Raw genomic sequence first — 14,111 nt, 5'->3', positions numbered from 1 at the left:
GGCCACCTTCGCGAGACTGGCGGAGGTGGCCGAGACCAAGTGGTGGGCCCGCGAGCTCGGGGCCCAGCCGCTCGCCGACGGGTCGGATCCCCGCGACGCCGTGCACTGAGCCCCGATTTCGTTGCCGGGCCGCTACCGGCCGATCTCGGCGCCCACCCGGCCCAGGGACGGAGCCTGACGGCTGTTCGTCACGGTGACGGAGCCGCCCGGCCGCAGCACCCAGGTGCCTGCGTAGTAGCCGTTCCCGGCAGCCGCCACCGTCGCGAAGAGGTAGGCGCCGGTGGGCGTCGCGGTGTTCGGGGCGAACGTCGTGTCCGTCACGTAGCGCGGACCCACGTTGACGGCGTTCGCCTCGAAGACGCAGAGATGACCCGGATCGGCGTTGGGCGCCGACGCGGAGCCGGAGCACCCGGCAGGCACGGGGTCACCGAGGCGGATGTAGTGCGCAGTGGGCGCGACCGCCAGCGTGGCGCCGTAGGAGATCGAGTCCGAGACGAGGCTGCCGGCACCGTTGCCGGAGATGAAGTACGTGCCCCGGTAGGCCTGGTGCCTCGTCTCATACCTCGCGTCCGACTCCGTGCGGGAGTAGAAGGTCGAGTCGGTCTGGCGCTTGGTGTAGTAGCGCCGGTTGGACTTGGCCTTGGTGTAGTAGCGCCGGTCCGCCTTGGGCTTCAGCTGCTGGTTCCAGACCCGGTTCCAGTTGAGCTGCGCCGCGGCGGTGGCCGCGTCGGTGAACGACGCGCCGGCCGGGGTGATGGCACCGAGGCCGCCGAACAGCAGGCCCAGGCAGGCGACCGCCGCCAGGGCCGCGCGAGAAGGTGTGTGCTTCATGGGACTCCCCTTGCACTCCGGGGGCAGTCGGGGTGACCACCCCTCCACGGGAGTCTCCTCCGATGTGGTCTAGACCACATCAGTGAAATCGCGTAGCTTCCCCGGACCGCGTCCTACGTGAAGCGGGGGTCACCCCAGGGTCTGCACCAGCGTGCGTTCGGTCCCAGCGACGGTGAGGTGCACCTGGGCGCCGTTCACCAGCGGGAGGTACGGCGGCACGTGGCCGCACTCCACGTCGAAGACGATCGGCAGGTCGAGCATGCCGAGGGCGTCGAGGACCGCTGCGCGCTGGGTGAAGTCACCCGACGGCGGGGCCGAGGTACGCCCGATCACGATGGCGTTCGCGTCGTCGAACCAGCCGGCCAGGCGCAGGCCGTGCAGGTTGCGGCAGATCTCCAGGGCCGGGTCGTCCGAGGCCTCGAGATAGACGATGAGTCCCTCGTCGGCGTGCGCCCGGCCGAAGGCGGCGACGTCCCCGTAGGGAGTGCCGGCGAGGTTGGAGACCGTCTCGATGCACCCGCCGATGAGACGACCCGTGACGTCGAGGCCACCGCCGCCGGCCACCTCCCAGGTCCCCCGCGCGTCCAGGTGGTACGCCGTGGGCGTGGGGTCGGTCTCCCAGTCGTCGAACCCGCCGCTGCGGTAGCGCCCGGAGGCGTGCTGGGCGAACGGCGCCGTCGCGGCCGCCACGTCGGTCCAGTGCAGGAGTCCGGGCGGCGGCTCGTAGGGGGTGTCCATCAGGTTGGCCCCGTGCAGGGTCGCCCACCCCAGCCGCAGCGTGATCGGCAGCATCACGGTGGTGAGGTCGCTGAAGCCCACCAGCCAGGTCGGCTCCGCGTCCGCAAGAGCCTCCCAGTCCAGGCGGTCCACCAGGTCGATGGCGGTCTCCCCGCCCCACGGCGGCACCACCGCCCGGATGGCCGGGTCCAGCAGCATGGCGTTCAGCTCCGCGGCACGCCGGTCCGCCGACGCGCTCACGTGGCCGGCGTCGCCGCTGAGGCACTCGCCGAGCTGGACGTCGTACCCGCGGGCGCGCAGCCAGCCGACGGCGACGTCGAGGCGGGGACGCAGCGGCGAGGGCACGCCGCTGGAGGGACTGGTCACGCCGATGCGATCGCCGGGACGCAACGGGGACGGGTAGCGGATCATCGGACCATCCAACCGCCTGGTGGCGGGCTCTGCTCAATCGGGCTGAAGCAGCGCGCGCACCGACGCCATCCCCCGGTGCACCTCCTCGAAGCTCGTCGAGAGCGGGGACAGCCCCACCCGCAGGCCGTGCGGGTCGCGGTAGTCCGGCAGCACGTCGTCGGCCCACAGTGCGGCCACGACCTCCCGCATCCGGGGATGGCTGAAGGTCACGTGCCCGCCGCGGCGCTCGGCATCACGGGGCGAGGCCAGGGTGACTCCCAGCGGCGCCAGCCAGGCGTCCGACAGGGTGATCGCATAGTCGGTGAGCGCCACCGACTTGGCTCGGACCGCCTCGATCCCGGCCTCCTCCAGCAGCCCCAGCATGTCCTGCATCGCCAGCATGCCGAGGATCGGCGGGGTGCCTGAGAGGAATCCGCGGATCCCTGCGGCGGGGCGGTAGCCCGGGCCCATCGCGAAGGGCTCGGCGTGCCCCATCCAGCCCTGCACCGGTTGCGCGAGGGTGCCGTGGTGGCGGGCCGCGACGTACCCCAGGGCCGGGGAGCCCGGCCCCCCGTCGAGGTACTTGTAGGTGCAGCCCACCGCGAGGTCCACGCCCCAGGCGTCCAGCGCGACCGGCACCGAGCCGGCCGAGTGACACACGTCCAGCAGCAGCAGTCCGCCGGCAGCGTGGGTCAGCTCCACCAGGGCCGGCACCGGCGCCAGGTACGCCGACCGGTAGGCGACGTGGCTGAGCACCACCACGTTGGTCCGCTCCCCCAGCGCCTCGGCGAGCAGCTCGGGGGTGAGTCCCTCGTGCGCCGCCACCTCCACCCAACGGACCGTGCACCCGCGCTCGGCGGCGATCCCCTCGGCCACGTAGCGGTCGGTGGGGAAGTTGTCGGTGTCGACCACGATCTCGGTGCGGCGGGGGTCGCGGCGCAGCTGGGCGTCGACCCCGGCCCGCAGCAGCTTGTAGAGCCAGACCGTGGTGGAGTCGCCCACCGCCACCTGACCCGGCGCGGCGCCCAGCACCACCCGGCCGAGGTCGTCGCCCAGGGCGGTGGGCAGCTCCATCCACCGCTCGTCCCACCCCCGGATCAGCCGGGTGCCCCACTCCCTCGTCACGAAGTCGGCCAGGCGCGCCGCGGTCACCGTCAGCGGGCGCCCCAGCGAGTTGCCGTCGAGGTAGACGAGCGGGCTCTGCGCGCCCACGAAGCGGGACCGCAGGTGGCTCAGGGGGTCGGCCTCGTCGCGGGGGCCCGGATCCAGGTCGTCGTCGGGGCCCGTCCGGATCACGCCTGGAGCTCCTCGCGGCGTACCACGCGGGCACCGGTGAGCCATCCGGAGAGGCGCTCCTCGGGCGGCTGTCCGGGCACGAAGGTGACCAGGTGCTCCGGCGCCGCCCGCGGCCAGGGCGCGGTCAACGCGTGCAGCAGGGCGCTCGGGTCCAGGCCGGCCGCCTCCAGCAGGGCCAGCTCGCGGACGTTGAGGCCGGGCAGCAACGGCCCGTTGCCCAGGTCGGTGCCGTAGAGCACCTCGCCGCCCACGGCGGCGAAGGCTGCCACGTTGGCCAGGGCCCTGGCCTGCTCCGGGGTCCGGGTGCCGCGGCCGTGGATGTCGAGGGTGCTGATCCAGCGCATCCCTGCGCCCGCGCACTCCGCCAGCACGTCCGCCTCCAGCGTGTGGGTCCAGGGTGCGTGGGCAAGGGCGTCGACGCCGGCGGCCAGGGCCAGCTCCACCATGCCGGCGCCCTCCACGTGGGCTACCACGGGCAGGTCGTCGGCCGCGGCGACGACGGCCTGGCAGGTCGCCAGGTCGGGCACCGGCCCGGCCTCCCGGTTGAGCGCAAGCTTGATGACCCCGGCGCCGAGCGCCCGCTGCTCGGCGACCGCGGCTGCTGCCTCGCGCGGGTGCGACAGCTCCCGGGCTGCAGCGCGGGGCGCCCACGCTCGCGAGGTCGGGTAGCCGTCGGGCTCGGTGAGGAACTGGCCGGCGAACTGCACGTGGACGGGTGCGGTCCGCGCCAGCTCGGCGATCTCCGGGCCCCACCCCAGGTCGACCACGGCCCCGATGCCGGTGCCCGCGAGTCCCGCGGGATCGCAGAGGGCCAGATGGACGTGGTGGTCGACGAAGACCGGGTACGCCGTCCCGGCCTCCCCGCGGTGGGTGGCCGGGGTGCCCGTCGCGTCCACCGGGGTCACTGGAAGCTCACGAACCTGACGGCGGGCAGCTTGCGGCGCACCGCCCCGGCGCGCATCCGGGGACTGTCCTCGTCGTAGAAGAGCTTGAACCCCATCGCGAACTGCCGCGGGCGGGCCACCGCGGCGTACGTCGCCTGCTTCTGCGCCGGGGTGCCGAAGCCGTCGACGTGCTGCACCTCGGCGAGGTTCGGCCGGTCGGCGACCTTGTTGATCCGGCCCACCATCGCGGCCTGGAACTGGTGGAGCACGAAGACCTTCTGCGGCAGCGCGGAGGCGGCGGTGAGGTCGTCGAGCCACTGCGAGACCTCGTTGACCTCCTTGGCGCGCACCGACCCGATGGACTGCCCGGGCACCTGGTCCGGTCCCATCCGCCACTCCGGGTCGAGCGCGAGCCCGACCCAGGGATGAGCCAGGGCCCACTCCCAGCGCTTGGCGACCGTGAGGAAGTCCGAGCGCCCCGGCTGCAGATCGAGCACCAGCAGCGCCTTGTTGCGCTGGGCGGCGTCGATGTACTCCTGCACGCGGCTGTGGAGCACGTCGTGGTTGTAGTCGCCGTCCGCGCCCGGGATCGGGTCGGCCACCGTGGCGATCAGCTCGTAGACGGGCTGGATCCGCTCGCCCTTGCGGCGGAACGGCTTGGCGGCCTTGCGCAACCTCGCGTGCATCGTGTCCGGGTCGGTCTCCCCGAGCACGCCGAGGGCGCCGGTGGCGGCGGTGCCGTAGTAGGCCACCAGGAAGCGCTTGCGGCCGAAGACCTTGCGACCCCCGCCCGGGAGCGCCGGGGTGCGGGCCGACGAGCGCTCGCCCGCCGGCGCCGCGGCGGGCCGGGCCGAGGCGGGCTGGGCCGAGGCGGGCTCGGTCGAGGCGGGCTCGGTCGTGGTGGCCGCGGGCTGCGCCGCTGCACCCAGCGGCGCCAACGAGGCCAGGGCCAAGGCACCGGCCAGCAGCGGTACGGCGATCACGGACCTGGTCAGGCGGTTCCCCCGAGTCATGCTGCAGACCCTAGCGGCCGGCGGCACTCACCTGCCGATCATTCAGCTCTCACCGGGTCCGGGTCGTCGTCGAACGCCGTCAGCCCGTCGAGGCTGGTGGCGTTCTTCTTCCGGCGGTAGGCGACCACGCCCGCAGGTCCGCGTCTGTCCATGTTGGGGGTGAGCAGGTCTCGCTCGGCGTCCAGGCTCATCAGCGGCAGTGCGTAGCCGCAGGAGTCGCTGATCCGCTCCACCTCGACGACGATGACCGCGCGTGCGTGCGGGTTGGGGTCGAAGCGCGTCGCCCACTCCGCGAAGTCGTCGTCGTAGCAGCTGACCACCCGGCCCCGACCGTGCAGCCGGACCACGTTGGGTGTCCGGTCGAACGAGCAGAACATCAGGGTGATCCGCCCGTTCTGCCGGACATGGGCGATCGTCTCCGCGCCGCTCGCGGTCAGGTCCAGGTAGGCGACGGTGTGCTCGTCGACGACGACGAACGTGCCGGCCAGCCCCTTGGGCGAGACATTGACGTGACCGCCGTCCCCCGAGGGGGCGGTGGCCACGAAGAAGACCGGCTGGGCCTCGACGAACGCCCGCAGGCGCCCGTCGATCCCCTGGTAGACCTTGCCCACGCCGTGCGCGTCAGCTCGTGACCGCGCCGTGCGCGGCGGACTGCACGACCTTGGCGTACTTGCCCAGGACGCCGCGGGTGTACTTGGGCGGGTTGGGGACCCAGCCCTCCTTGCGCGCCTCGAGGTCGTCGATCTGCACCTCGAGGGTGGCGTTGGCGACGTCGAGGGTGATCGGGTCGCCGTCGCGCACGAACGCGATCGGGCCGCCGTCGGCAGCCTCCGGCGCGATGTGACCCACGCAGAGTCCCGTCGTACCGCCGGAGAAGCGCCCGTCGGTGATCAGCAGCACGTCCTTGCCGAGCCCCGCACCCTTGATGGCACCGGTGATCGCCAGCATCTCGCGCATGCCGGGGCCGCCCTTGGGTCCCTCGTAGCGAATCACCACCACGTCGCCTGCCTTGATGGCACCCTCGGTGAGCGCGTCGAGCGCCGCCCGCTCCCCGTCGAAGACGCGAGCGGTCCCGGTGAACGTGGTGTCGTCGAACCCGGCGCTCTTGACCACGGCCCCCTCGGGCGCCAGGGAGCCCTTGAGGACGGTGATGCCGCCGGTGGCGTGGATGGGCTTCTCGAACGCGCGGAGCACCTCGCCGTCCAGGCCCTTGGGCGCCAGCGCCTCGAGGTTCTCCGCCATCGTCTTCCCGGTGACGGTGAGGGTGTCCCCGTGCATCAGACCGGCGTCGAGCAGCGCCTTCATGACCACCGGGATGCCGCCGATCTTGTCGACGTCGGTCATCACGAAGCGGCCGAAGGGCTTCAGGTCGCCGATGTGCGGGACCTTGGAGCCGATCCGGTTGAAGTCGTCCAGCGTCAGGTCGACGTCGGCCTCGCGGGCGATGGCGAGCAGGTGCAGGACCGCGTTGGTCGAGCCGCCGAGCGCCATCACCACGGCGATGGCGTTCTCGAAGGCGGGCTTCGTCAGGATCTGCCGGGCCGTGATCCCCTGACGCAGCATCTCGACCACGGCCTCGCCGGAGCGGTGCGCGAAGCCGTCGCGACGCCGGTCGACCGCGGGCGGCGCGGCGCTGCCGGGCAGGCTCATGCCGAGGGCCTCGGCGACGCTGGCCATGGTGTTGGCGGTGTACATGCCACCGCAGGCACCCTCACCGGGGCAGATCGCCCTCTCGATGCGGTCCACCTCCTCGCGGGTGATCTTGCCGGCCAGGCAGGCGCCGACTGCCTCGAAGGCGTCGATGATCGTGACGTCGTTGCCGTCGACCTGGCCCGGCATCGTGGAGCCGGCGTAGAGGAAGACGCTCGCGAGGTCGAGGCGAGCCGCGGCCATCAGCATGCCGGGCAGCGACTTGTCGCAGCCGGCCAGCAGCACCGAGCCGTCGAGGCGCTCGGCCATCATCACCGTCTCCACCGAGTCCGCGATCACCTCGCGGCTCACCAGGGAGAAGTGCATCCCCTCGTGGCCCATCGAGATGCCGTCGGAGACCGAGATCGTGCCGAACTCCAACGGGTACCCGCCGGCGGCGTGCACGCCGTTCTTGACGGCCTTGGCCAGCCGGTCGAGCGAGAGGTTGCAGGGGGTGATCTCGTTCCAGCTCGAGGCGACGCCGATCTGCGGCTTGACCCAGTCGTCGTCACCCATCCCGACCGCGCGGAGCATGCCGCGCGCGGCGGCCTTCTCGAGCCCGTCCGTGACGTCCCGGGAACGGGGCTTCATGTCGGGCTTTGCGGCGGCCTGCTGGTCGGTCTGGTCGGACGAGGTCATGGCGGCAAGGCTACGTCTTCACCCGGACGTCCCTCCGCCTGGTCTCAAGGCTGCGCGCTCGAGATCAGGGCCTTGACCATCTGCAGCTCGTCCCGGCCATCGCGGACGTGCTCGCGCTCGCCGGTGAGCCGGTAGCCGAGCCTGAGGTAGGCGTGCCGCCCCCGGGGGTTGTCCTCCATCACCCCGAGCGCGACCGTGGTGGCCCCGGCCTCTCGAGCCACGGACTCACAGGCGTCGACGAGGGCCTCGACCACACCCGTGCCACGCACGCTCGGGGCGATCCACATGCCCGCCAAGTGCCAGTCCCCGTCGAGCTCGTAGGCACCGGCGATACCGACGTCGAGCCCGTCCCGGCGCGCCAGGAAGGTGGCCGGGCGTGCCGCTCGTCGGCGCCACTCCGCCTCGTCGAAGCCCTGCTCCCTGGCCAGGCTCGAGCCGAACATCTCCGGCGACTCGGCCAGGGCCGCCAGGCGGACGTCTCGCAGACGCTTCCAGCCCTGGGGCGCGACGCGGGTCACAAGAAGCGTCCCGAAGCCACCTTCGGTCCCGTCGTACGTCGACTCCATGGGGGCATTGTGCCGGAGTGCGCCACCGGACGGCGCTAGAACTCGATCGAACAAAGTTTTGTTTAGTGTCCCGTCATGTGAGATCCAGAGCGTTGGCTGTCGGTGGGCGTCGGTTGGCTAGAGGTATGACAGCGAATGGGGTGCGGGATCGGGTGGCGGGCGTTGTGCCTGCGCCGCGGTTGAGTGCGGAGTCCGGCTCTGACGGTGCAGGTGGCATCAGCGGTGCCGCTGGCGTCCCTGGGGCTGCTGCTGGGTGCGTGGTGGCCGACTTGGCGCGGGCGCGGGGATTGGTGGCGTCCGCGGCGGGGATGCCGTCGGGGTCGTTGGGGACCGGTGAGTTGTCGGCGGCGTTGGAGCAGGTGGCGGGGTTGGAGTCTCAGGCCACGGCGTTGCGGTTGGCGCTCTCGGCCGAGGCGCAGGCGCGGCGAGTGGCCGAGGACCCCGTGCATGGTGGGGCCGCGACGGGGACCGATGCCTGGTTGGCGGGGTTGTTGGGCTCGACGCGGGCCTCGCAGGCCGCGGGGGTGCGGTTGGGGGAGCTGTTGGCGACCAAGTACGCCGTCACGCGGGAGGCGTTCGCGGCGGGTCGGTTGCGGGCTGACCAGGTGCGGGTGATCGTGAACGCTGCGGAGCAGGCTCCGGCCCGCGCCACGCCCGAGCAGCTTCGGGCGGCGGAGGAGGTGTTGGTGGGCAAGGCGACCGGGGAGGGGACTCGGTCGGGGCGGGGCATGAACGCGACCCGGCTGCGGCAGGCGGCGCGGCGGATGTTCGACCCGGTCGACCCGGAGCTGGCCGATGAGCACGAGCAGGCGATGTTGACCCGGGAACGCAAGGGCGCCGAGGTGGAGACGTACCTGTCGTTGCACGACAACGGGGACGGGACGTGGTCGGGGCGGTTCCGGATCCCGGAGCTGCACGGGAACCTGTTGGACACGGTCCTGGGCCGGTTGACCAGCCCGCGGCGGGTGGGCCGGGACAACAACGGCCGGCCGGTGGTCGATGAGACCGCCCCGGGGATCGGGGAGAGTGTGTCGTTCCCCGAGGTCCAGGGTGCGGCGTTGTGTGAGCTGATCGAGCACCTGCCCAGCACCGGGCACGCCGGAGCGACGGCGTCGGTGCTGGTCACGATGGACCTGGCGGGGTTGCTGGACGGGATCGGCGCGGCTCGGCTGGAGTCCGGGGTGCGGGTCACCGCCGGGGAGGCCCGGCGGTTGGCGTGCGAGGCGGGGCTGGTCCCGGCGGTGCTGGGGGGACGGTCCGAACCTCTGGACCTGGGTCGAGAACGCCGGTTGCACTCCACCGCGCAACGCCGGGCGCTTTCCCTGGTCCATGACAGCTGTGCGGTCGCGGGGTGTGAGCGGCCGTTCTCCTGGTGCGAGGTCCACCACCACCGGTTGGCGTGGTCCCAAGGTGGGCGGACCAATCTGGGCAACGGGCTGCCGTTGTGCGGGCATCACCACCGTCGGGCCCACGACCCGGGCTGGGACCTACGTGAGCACACCTCCGGGGAGCACCGCTTCCACCGCAGACGATAGGAGCAGCTCAGGCAAGCACCGCCGCCCGGACAACCAGCACGTCGGGCAGGTCCTTGTGCACCTCCTGCCAGGTCTCCCCCTCGTCGGGGGAGGCCCAGACGGCCCCGTTGCGACCGCCGAAGTAAAGCCCGGCCGGGTCGAGGGTGTCGGCGCACATCGCGTCACGCATCACGGCGGCGAAGTATGCGTCCGGCAGGGATCCGGACCCCAGCTCGGTCCACGAGTCTCCCCCGTCGGCGGTGCGGAACACCCGGGCGTGACCGTCCACGGGCCACCGCGCGCCGGCGTCGGCGATCGGGAAGACGAAGGCGGTGGCGGGCTTGCGCGGATGCGTGATCATCGCGAACCCGAACTCCGAGGGCAGCCCGTCGGCGATGTACTCCCAGGAGTCCCCCTCGTCGTCCGAGCGGTAGACCCCGCCGTGGTTCTGCAGGAAGAGCCTCGCGGGGTCGACCGGGTCGCGGGCGACCTTGTGGACGCACTGCCCGAACTCGGGGAAGTGGCGGTCCCCCGGCATGAACTCGGCCTTGATCCCCTGGTTCGCCGGAGCCCACTTCGCTCCCCCGTCCACGGAGCGGTAGACCCCGCCGGTCGAGATCGCGGCCAGCACGGACCCCGGGTCGCTCGGGTGGGGCAGGATCGTGTGGAACGCCTGGCCGCCGAAGCCCTCTCCCCACTCAGACCGCTGGGGATGCTCCCAGAGCCCGCGCACCAGCTCGAAGGTCTCGCCCCGGTCCTCGGAGCGGAAGACGGCGCCCGGCTCGGTGCCAGCCCAGATCACCCCGTCCTCCACCCCGGGTACCAGCTGCCACACCCGCTCCAGTGCCGCCCCGGTGTCGTCGGGGAAGCGGACCGCGCCGTTCGGGGTCTCCTCCCAGGTCTGCCCGAGGTCGTCCGAGCGTCTGACCTGCGGACCGAACCAGCTCGACGAGCAGCCGGCGAACAGCCGCGGGCGGTCGCCCCTCCCGTCGAGCAGGACCGAGTAGACCTCCTCCATCGGGAAGTGCGGACCCGTCCACGACCAGTCGTGACGGGCTTCGTCGGAGGTGCCGATCCACAGGCCCTTGCGGGTCCCCACCAGCAACAGCGTCGTCGTCATCTCGTGCTCTCCCTCGATCCTCGATCCGCGATCTTGGCTCTGCTGCTCGTCGCCGGCGTACCGGACGAGCGACTACTGCTGGGTCCGCTTGCGGAAGGCACGCAACGACAGCGGCGCCAGCACCGCGGTGAGCGCCACGGTCCAGATGAGCGTGGCCAGCACCGGGTGCTGCAGCGGCAGCGCGGCGTCCGCCGGGGCGGCGGCCGTGTTCCCCCACAGCTCACGCACCGCCTGCACCAGGGAGGACACCGGGTTCCACTCCGCGACGGTGCGCAGGAACGGGGTCATCTCCTCAGTCGGCGCGAACGCGTTCGAGAGGAAGGTGAGCGGGAAGATCGTGGTGAACATGACGCCGTTCACCGCCTCCACCGAGCGCAGGGAGGACCCGGCCAGGATGCCGACCCAGACCATCGCAAAGCCCCAGAGCAACAGCAGTGCGTAGGCCAGCACCGCGTCCAGGAAGGAACCTCGGATCCGCCAGCCCACGATGAGCCCGGTCAGCGACATCACCACGATGCCCAGGCTGGAGTGGATCAGCGAGGACAGGCTGCGCCCGACCAGCACCGCTGAGGGATGGATCGGCAGGGACCGCATCCGGTCCACGATGCCCTTGTCGATGTCGGCGGTCAGGCCGACGGCCACGATGAAGGAGGCGAACGCGATCGTCTGCCCCATGATCCCGCCCAGCAGCCACTCGCGGTAGCCGGACGAGGCCCCCTGCACCGCGATGGCCCCACCGAAGACGTAGGCGAAGAGCAGCACGAACATGACCGGCTGCACGGTGACGTCCATCAGCATCTCGGGCATCCGCTTGATGTGGATCAGGTTGCGCCGGGTGATGGCCAGGGACTGCTGCAGCAGGTTGGTCTGGTGGATCTGCGGACGCTCCAACGAAGGCGGCCCGGCGGCGGGGCGCACGGTCTCGGTGCTCATGCGGACACCTCCTCCAGCTCGGACTCCTCTCCGGAGTCGGCGTCACCGTCCTCGGCACGCCGCCCGGTCAGGTGCAGGAACACGTCGTCGAGGCTCGGCCGCTGCAGTCCGAGGTCGTCGAGCTCGATGCCACTGGTCTCGAAGATGGCGGCCACCTCGGTGATGTCTCCCAACCCCTGGGCGGGCGCGGTGAGCCGGCGGGCCGGCTCGTCCACGTGGACCGAGGGCACCACGCGACGCATCAGCTCCGTGGCGCGCCCCACGTCCGCCGCGTTGGAGACGGTGACGACCAGTGCCGCCTTGCCGGAGGCGTCCTTGAGCTGCAACGGCGTCCCCTCGGCGATGATCCCCCCGTGGTCGATGACCACGATGTTGTCGGCGAGCTGGTCGGCCTCCTCGAGGTACTGCGTGGTCAGCAGCAAGGTCGTGCCGTCGCGCACCAGCTCGCGCAGCACGTCCCACAGCTCCACCCGGCTGCGCGGGTCCAGTCCGGTCGTCGGCTCGTCGAGGAAGAGCACCGGAGGCGTGGCGACCAGGCTGACCGCCAGGTCGAGCCGGCGTCGCATGCCACCCGAGTAGGTCTTGACCACCCGGTTGCCGGCCTCGCTGAGCGAGAACCGCTCGAGCAGGTCGTCGGAGACCCGCTTCACCGTGCCCCGGTCCAGACCGTAGAGCTGGCCGATCAGCCGCAGGTTCTCCCGCCCCGTCAGCAGCTCGTCGACGGTCGCGGTCTGACCGGTCAGCCCCATCGAGCGCCGTACGCCGCGAGGGTCTGCGACCACGTCGTGGCCCGCCACCCGCGCCGTACCGCTGGTCGGGGTGGTGAGCGTGGTCATCATCCGCACCGTGGTGGTCTTGCCCGCCCCGTTGGGGCCCAGGAGCCCCAGCACCGTGCCCGTGGGCACCGAGAAGCTCACCCCGTCGACCGCGACGGTCTCACCGAAGTGCTTCACCAGGTCCAGCGCCTCGATGGCCGGTCCCGTGGACTGATCGTGCTCTCGCATAGGCCTCTCCCCATCTCTTCCTAAAAGGAATAGTACGCTTGTCACATGCCAGCGCAAGACCTTCCGATCACCTCGTACGCCTTGATGGGACTGCTGACCTTCGGGGACGAGCTGACCGGCTACGAGCTCAAGCAACGGGCGAACAACACGTTGCGCTTCTACTGGCAGTCACCTGCGATGAGCCAGGTGTACTCCGAGCTCGCACGGCTGACCGACGAGGGCCTGCTGCACCGTCGCGGGCAGGGCCGCGGCACGACGTACACCCTCACCGCCCGGGGACGCCGGGAGCTCGAGAGCTGGATGGACGACACCGATGCCGGGTTCCCGATCTTCAAGCACCCGCAGGCGCTGCGCCTGATGATCGGCCACCTCTCGGACCCAGGCCGCCTGACGAAGATGCTGGAGAGCTACCTCGAGGACGTGGCACGCGCCCGCGCGGACCTGCTCGAGGTGCGCGACTCCCTTCGTGGGGCGGACGCGGTGGGCCAGCCGTTTCGCTACCCTTCCCTGGTGGCGGACTGGGGGCTGGCGCACTTCGAGAGCGAGAAGGCCATCGCCGAGCAGCTGATCGACCGGTTGCGCGAGGACGAGACGGTCGAGACCGTCGCGCCCCCCACCGGGGACGAGGGGTGAAGCGGGCCGTCTGGCTCGTGCTGGCCGGCATCGCCTCGGTGCAGCTGGGCGCCACCGTGGCCAAGGACCTCTTCACCCAGGTGGAGCCCACCGCGCTGGTGTGGCTGCGGCTGACCGCCAGCGCGGTGCTGCTCCTGCTGATAGCCCGGCCCCGCCTGCGCGGACGCAGCCGGCAGGACTGGCTGGTGGTGGCGGGGTTCGCCAGCACGCTCGCCCTGATGAATTGGGCGTTCTACCAGTCCTTCGCACGGCTGCCGCTGGGGGTCGCGGTCACCATCGAGCTGATCGGACCGCTCGCGGTCGCCCTGGCCGGTTCGCGTCGACCGCGCGACCTCATCTGGGTGGCCCTGGCCGCGCTGGGCGTGGTCGCGCTGGGTTGGGAGCGAGCCGACCTGGACCCGCTCGGCGTCGCCTTCGCCCTGGTGGCAGGCGGCTGCTGGGCGGCGTACATCCTGCTCAGCGCCCAGACCGGGCGCCGGTGGCCGGGTCTCGAAGGGCTCTCGGTGGCGAGCACCGGCGCTGCCCTGCTGCTCGCGCCGTTCGCCCTGGCCAGCGACCTGGCGGGCATCCTGAAGCCGGAGGTGCTGGCGCTGGGTGCGCTGATCGGCCTGCTGAGCTCGGTGATCCCCTACAGCCTGGAGCTGGTGGCGCTGCGCACCCTGCCCGCCGCACTCTTCGGCATCCTGATGAGTGTCGAGCCGGCCGTGGCCGCGTTGGCGGCCCTGCTGGTCCTGGGAGAGTCCCTGACCGGCCTGCAGTGGCTGGCCATCGCCTGCGTGGTGGCCGCCAGCGCGGGCGCCACCCGGTACGCCGACTCGACCCGCGACCGGGACACCGAGCTCCTGGAGCATCCGTAGGGGC

The 14,111-nt window shown here is 71.8% G+C and carries 14 protein-coding genes; 3 read left to right on the top strand and 11 right to left on the bottom strand.

What is annotated here, in order from left to right; genetic code table 11:
• Positions 1-132 precede the first annotated feature (132 nt).
• The 8 genes from C5H89_RS11530 to C5H89_RS11495 all read right to left on the bottom strand — a co-directional run bounded on the left by C5H89_RS11530 (position 133) and on the right by C5H89_RS11495 (position 8,046).
• The gene (locus tag C5H89_RS11530) at positions 133-831 is read right to left on the bottom strand and encodes a hypothetical protein (protein ID WP_104107174.1); all 699 of its coding nucleotides are present in this window, start codon (positions 829-831) and stop codon (positions 133-135) included.
• A 129-nt stretch (positions 832-960) separates the two neighbouring features.
• On the bottom strand, positions 961-1,980 hold the full coding sequence (locus C5H89_RS11525; protein ID WP_104107173.1) for a S66 peptidase family protein: 1,020 nt from the start codon (positions 1,978-1,980) through the stop codon (positions 961-963).
• A gap of 33 nt (positions 1,981-2,013) precedes the next feature.
• Positions 2,014-3,255, bottom strand: coding sequence for an aminotransferase class V-fold PLP-dependent enzyme (locus tag C5H89_RS11520; RefSeq protein WP_240181821.1), 1,242 nt, complete (start codon positions 3,253-3,255; stop codon positions 2,014-2,016).
• Positions 3,252-4,151 carry a hypothetical protein gene (locus tag C5H89_RS11515; RefSeq protein WP_162799347.1) on the bottom strand — a complete coding sequence of 300 codons (900 nt, stop codon included), beginning with the start codon at positions 4,149-4,151 and terminating at the stop codon, positions 3,252-3,254. Before C5H89_RS11515 ends, C5H89_RS11520 begins: the two co-directional genes overlap by 4 nt.
• Before the next feature lie 5 nt (positions 4,152-4,156).
• Positions 4,157-5,152 (bottom strand): hypothetical protein, encoded by a 996-nt coding sequence (locus C5H89_RS11510; protein WP_162799346.1) that lies wholly within the window; start codon positions 5,150-5,152, stop codon positions 4,157-4,159.
• Positions 5,153-5,190: 38 nt separating this feature from the next.
• Positions 5,191-5,763 (bottom strand): pyridoxamine 5'-phosphate oxidase family protein, encoded by a 573-nt coding sequence (locus tag C5H89_RS11505; RefSeq protein WP_104107169.1) that lies wholly within the window; start codon positions 5,761-5,763, stop codon positions 5,191-5,193.
• A 10-nt stretch (positions 5,764-5,773) separates the two neighbouring features.
• Positions 5,774-7,480 carry a dihydroxy-acid dehydratase gene (ilvD, locus tag C5H89_RS11500; protein ID WP_104107168.1) on the bottom strand — a complete coding sequence of 569 codons (1,707 nt, stop codon included), beginning with the start codon at positions 7,478-7,480 and terminating at the stop codon, positions 5,774-5,776.
• A gap of 44 nt (positions 7,481-7,524) precedes the next feature.
• A complete protein-coding gene (locus C5H89_RS11495) occupies positions 7,525-8,046 on the bottom strand; it encodes a GNAT family N-acetyltransferase (protein ID WP_104107167.1) in 522 nt (173 codons plus the stop codon).
• A gap of 368 nt (positions 8,047-8,414) precedes the next feature.
• Between C5H89_RS11495 and C5H89_RS11490 the strand changes: the two genes are divergently transcribed.
• A complete protein-coding gene (locus C5H89_RS11490) occupies positions 8,415-9,581 on the top strand; it encodes an HNH endonuclease signature motif containing protein (protein ID WP_162799345.1) in 1,167 nt (388 codons plus the stop codon).
• A gap of 7 nt (positions 9,582-9,588) precedes the next feature.
• On the opposite strand, the gene C5H89_RS11485 is transcribed toward C5H89_RS11490, so the two are convergent.
• The 3 genes from C5H89_RS11485 to C5H89_RS11475 all read right to left on the bottom strand — a co-directional run bounded on the left by C5H89_RS11485 (position 9,589) and on the right by C5H89_RS11475 (position 12,617).
• Positions 9,589-10,680, bottom strand: a complete 1,092-nt coding sequence (locus C5H89_RS11485; RefSeq protein ID WP_104107165.1) for a glycosyl hydrolase — start codon at positions 10,678-10,680, stop codon at positions 9,589-9,591.
• Positions 10,681-10,752: 72 nt separating this feature from the next.
• Complete coding sequence (locus tag C5H89_RS11480) at positions 10,753-11,613, bottom strand: ABC transporter permease (protein WP_101523974.1); 861 nt, start codon at positions 11,611-11,613, stop codon at positions 10,753-10,755.
• A complete protein-coding gene (locus C5H89_RS11475; RefSeq protein WP_104107164.1) occupies positions 11,610-12,617 on the bottom strand; it encodes an ATP-binding cassette domain-containing protein in 1,008 nt (335 codons plus the stop codon). The genes C5H89_RS11480 and C5H89_RS11475 overlap by 4 nt, the downstream gene beginning before the upstream one ends.
• 45 nt (positions 12,618-12,662) lie before the next feature.
• On the opposite strand from C5H89_RS11475, the gene C5H89_RS11470 reads away from it, so the two are divergent.
• A complete protein-coding gene (locus tag C5H89_RS11470) occupies positions 12,663-13,250 on the top strand; it encodes a PadR family transcriptional regulator (protein WP_104107163.1) in 588 nt (195 codons plus the stop codon).
• Entirely contained in the window at positions 13,247-14,107 is an 861-nt protein-coding gene (locus C5H89_RS11465) for an EamA family transporter (RefSeq protein WP_104107162.1), read from the top strand. The genes C5H89_RS11470 and C5H89_RS11465 overlap by 4 nt, the downstream gene beginning before the upstream one ends.
• Positions 14,108-14,111 lie beyond the last annotated feature (4 nt).

Source organism: Nocardioides sp. 616, from assembly GCF_002930065.1.
GTDB classification, from domain to species: Bacteria; Actinomycetota; Actinomycetes; order Propionibacteriales; family Nocardioidaceae; genus Nocardioides; species Nocardioides houyundeii.
Note: the sequence above shows the minus strand (reverse complement) of the source record. Positions and strands in the feature narration are given on the sequence as shown.

What these genes read in the sequence shown, in the direction of transcription:
- C5H89_RS11530 (WP_104107174.1), bottom strand. Translation starts at nt 831, where the DNA reads ATGAAGCACACACCTTCTCGCGCGGCCCTGGCGGCGGTCGCCTGCCTG.
- C5H89_RS11470 (WP_104107163.1), top strand. Translation starts at nt 12,663, where the DNA reads ATGCCAGCGCAAGACCTTCCGATCACCTCGTACGCCTTGATGGGACTG.
- C5H89_RS11525 (WP_104107173.1), bottom strand. Translation starts at nt 1,980, where the DNA reads ATGATCCGCTACCCGTCCCCGTTGCGTCCCGGCGATCGCATCGGCGTG.
- C5H89_RS11495 (WP_104107167.1), bottom strand. Translation starts at nt 8,046, where the DNA reads ATGGAGTCGACGTACGACGGGACCGAAGGTGGCTTCGGGACGCTTCTT.
- C5H89_RS11510 (WP_162799346.1), bottom strand. Translation starts at nt 5,152, where the DNA reads ATGACTCGGGGGAACCGCCTGACCAGGTCCGTGATCGCCGTACCGCTG.
- C5H89_RS11480 (WP_101523974.1), bottom strand. Translation starts at nt 11,613, where the DNA reads ATGAGCACCGAGACCGTGCGCCCCGCCGCCGGGCCGCCTTCGTTGGAG.
- ilvD (WP_104107168.1), bottom strand. Translation starts at nt 7,480, where the DNA reads ATGACCTCGTCCGACCAGACCGACCAGCAGGCCGCCGCAAAGCCCGAC.
- C5H89_RS11475 (WP_104107164.1), bottom strand. Translation starts at nt 12,617, where the DNA reads ATGCGAGAGCACGATCAGTCCACGGGACCGGCCATCGAGGCGCTGGAC.
- C5H89_RS11485 (WP_104107165.1), bottom strand. Translation starts at nt 10,680, where the DNA reads ATGACGACGACGCTGTTGCTGGTGGGGACCCGCAAGGGCCTGTGGATC.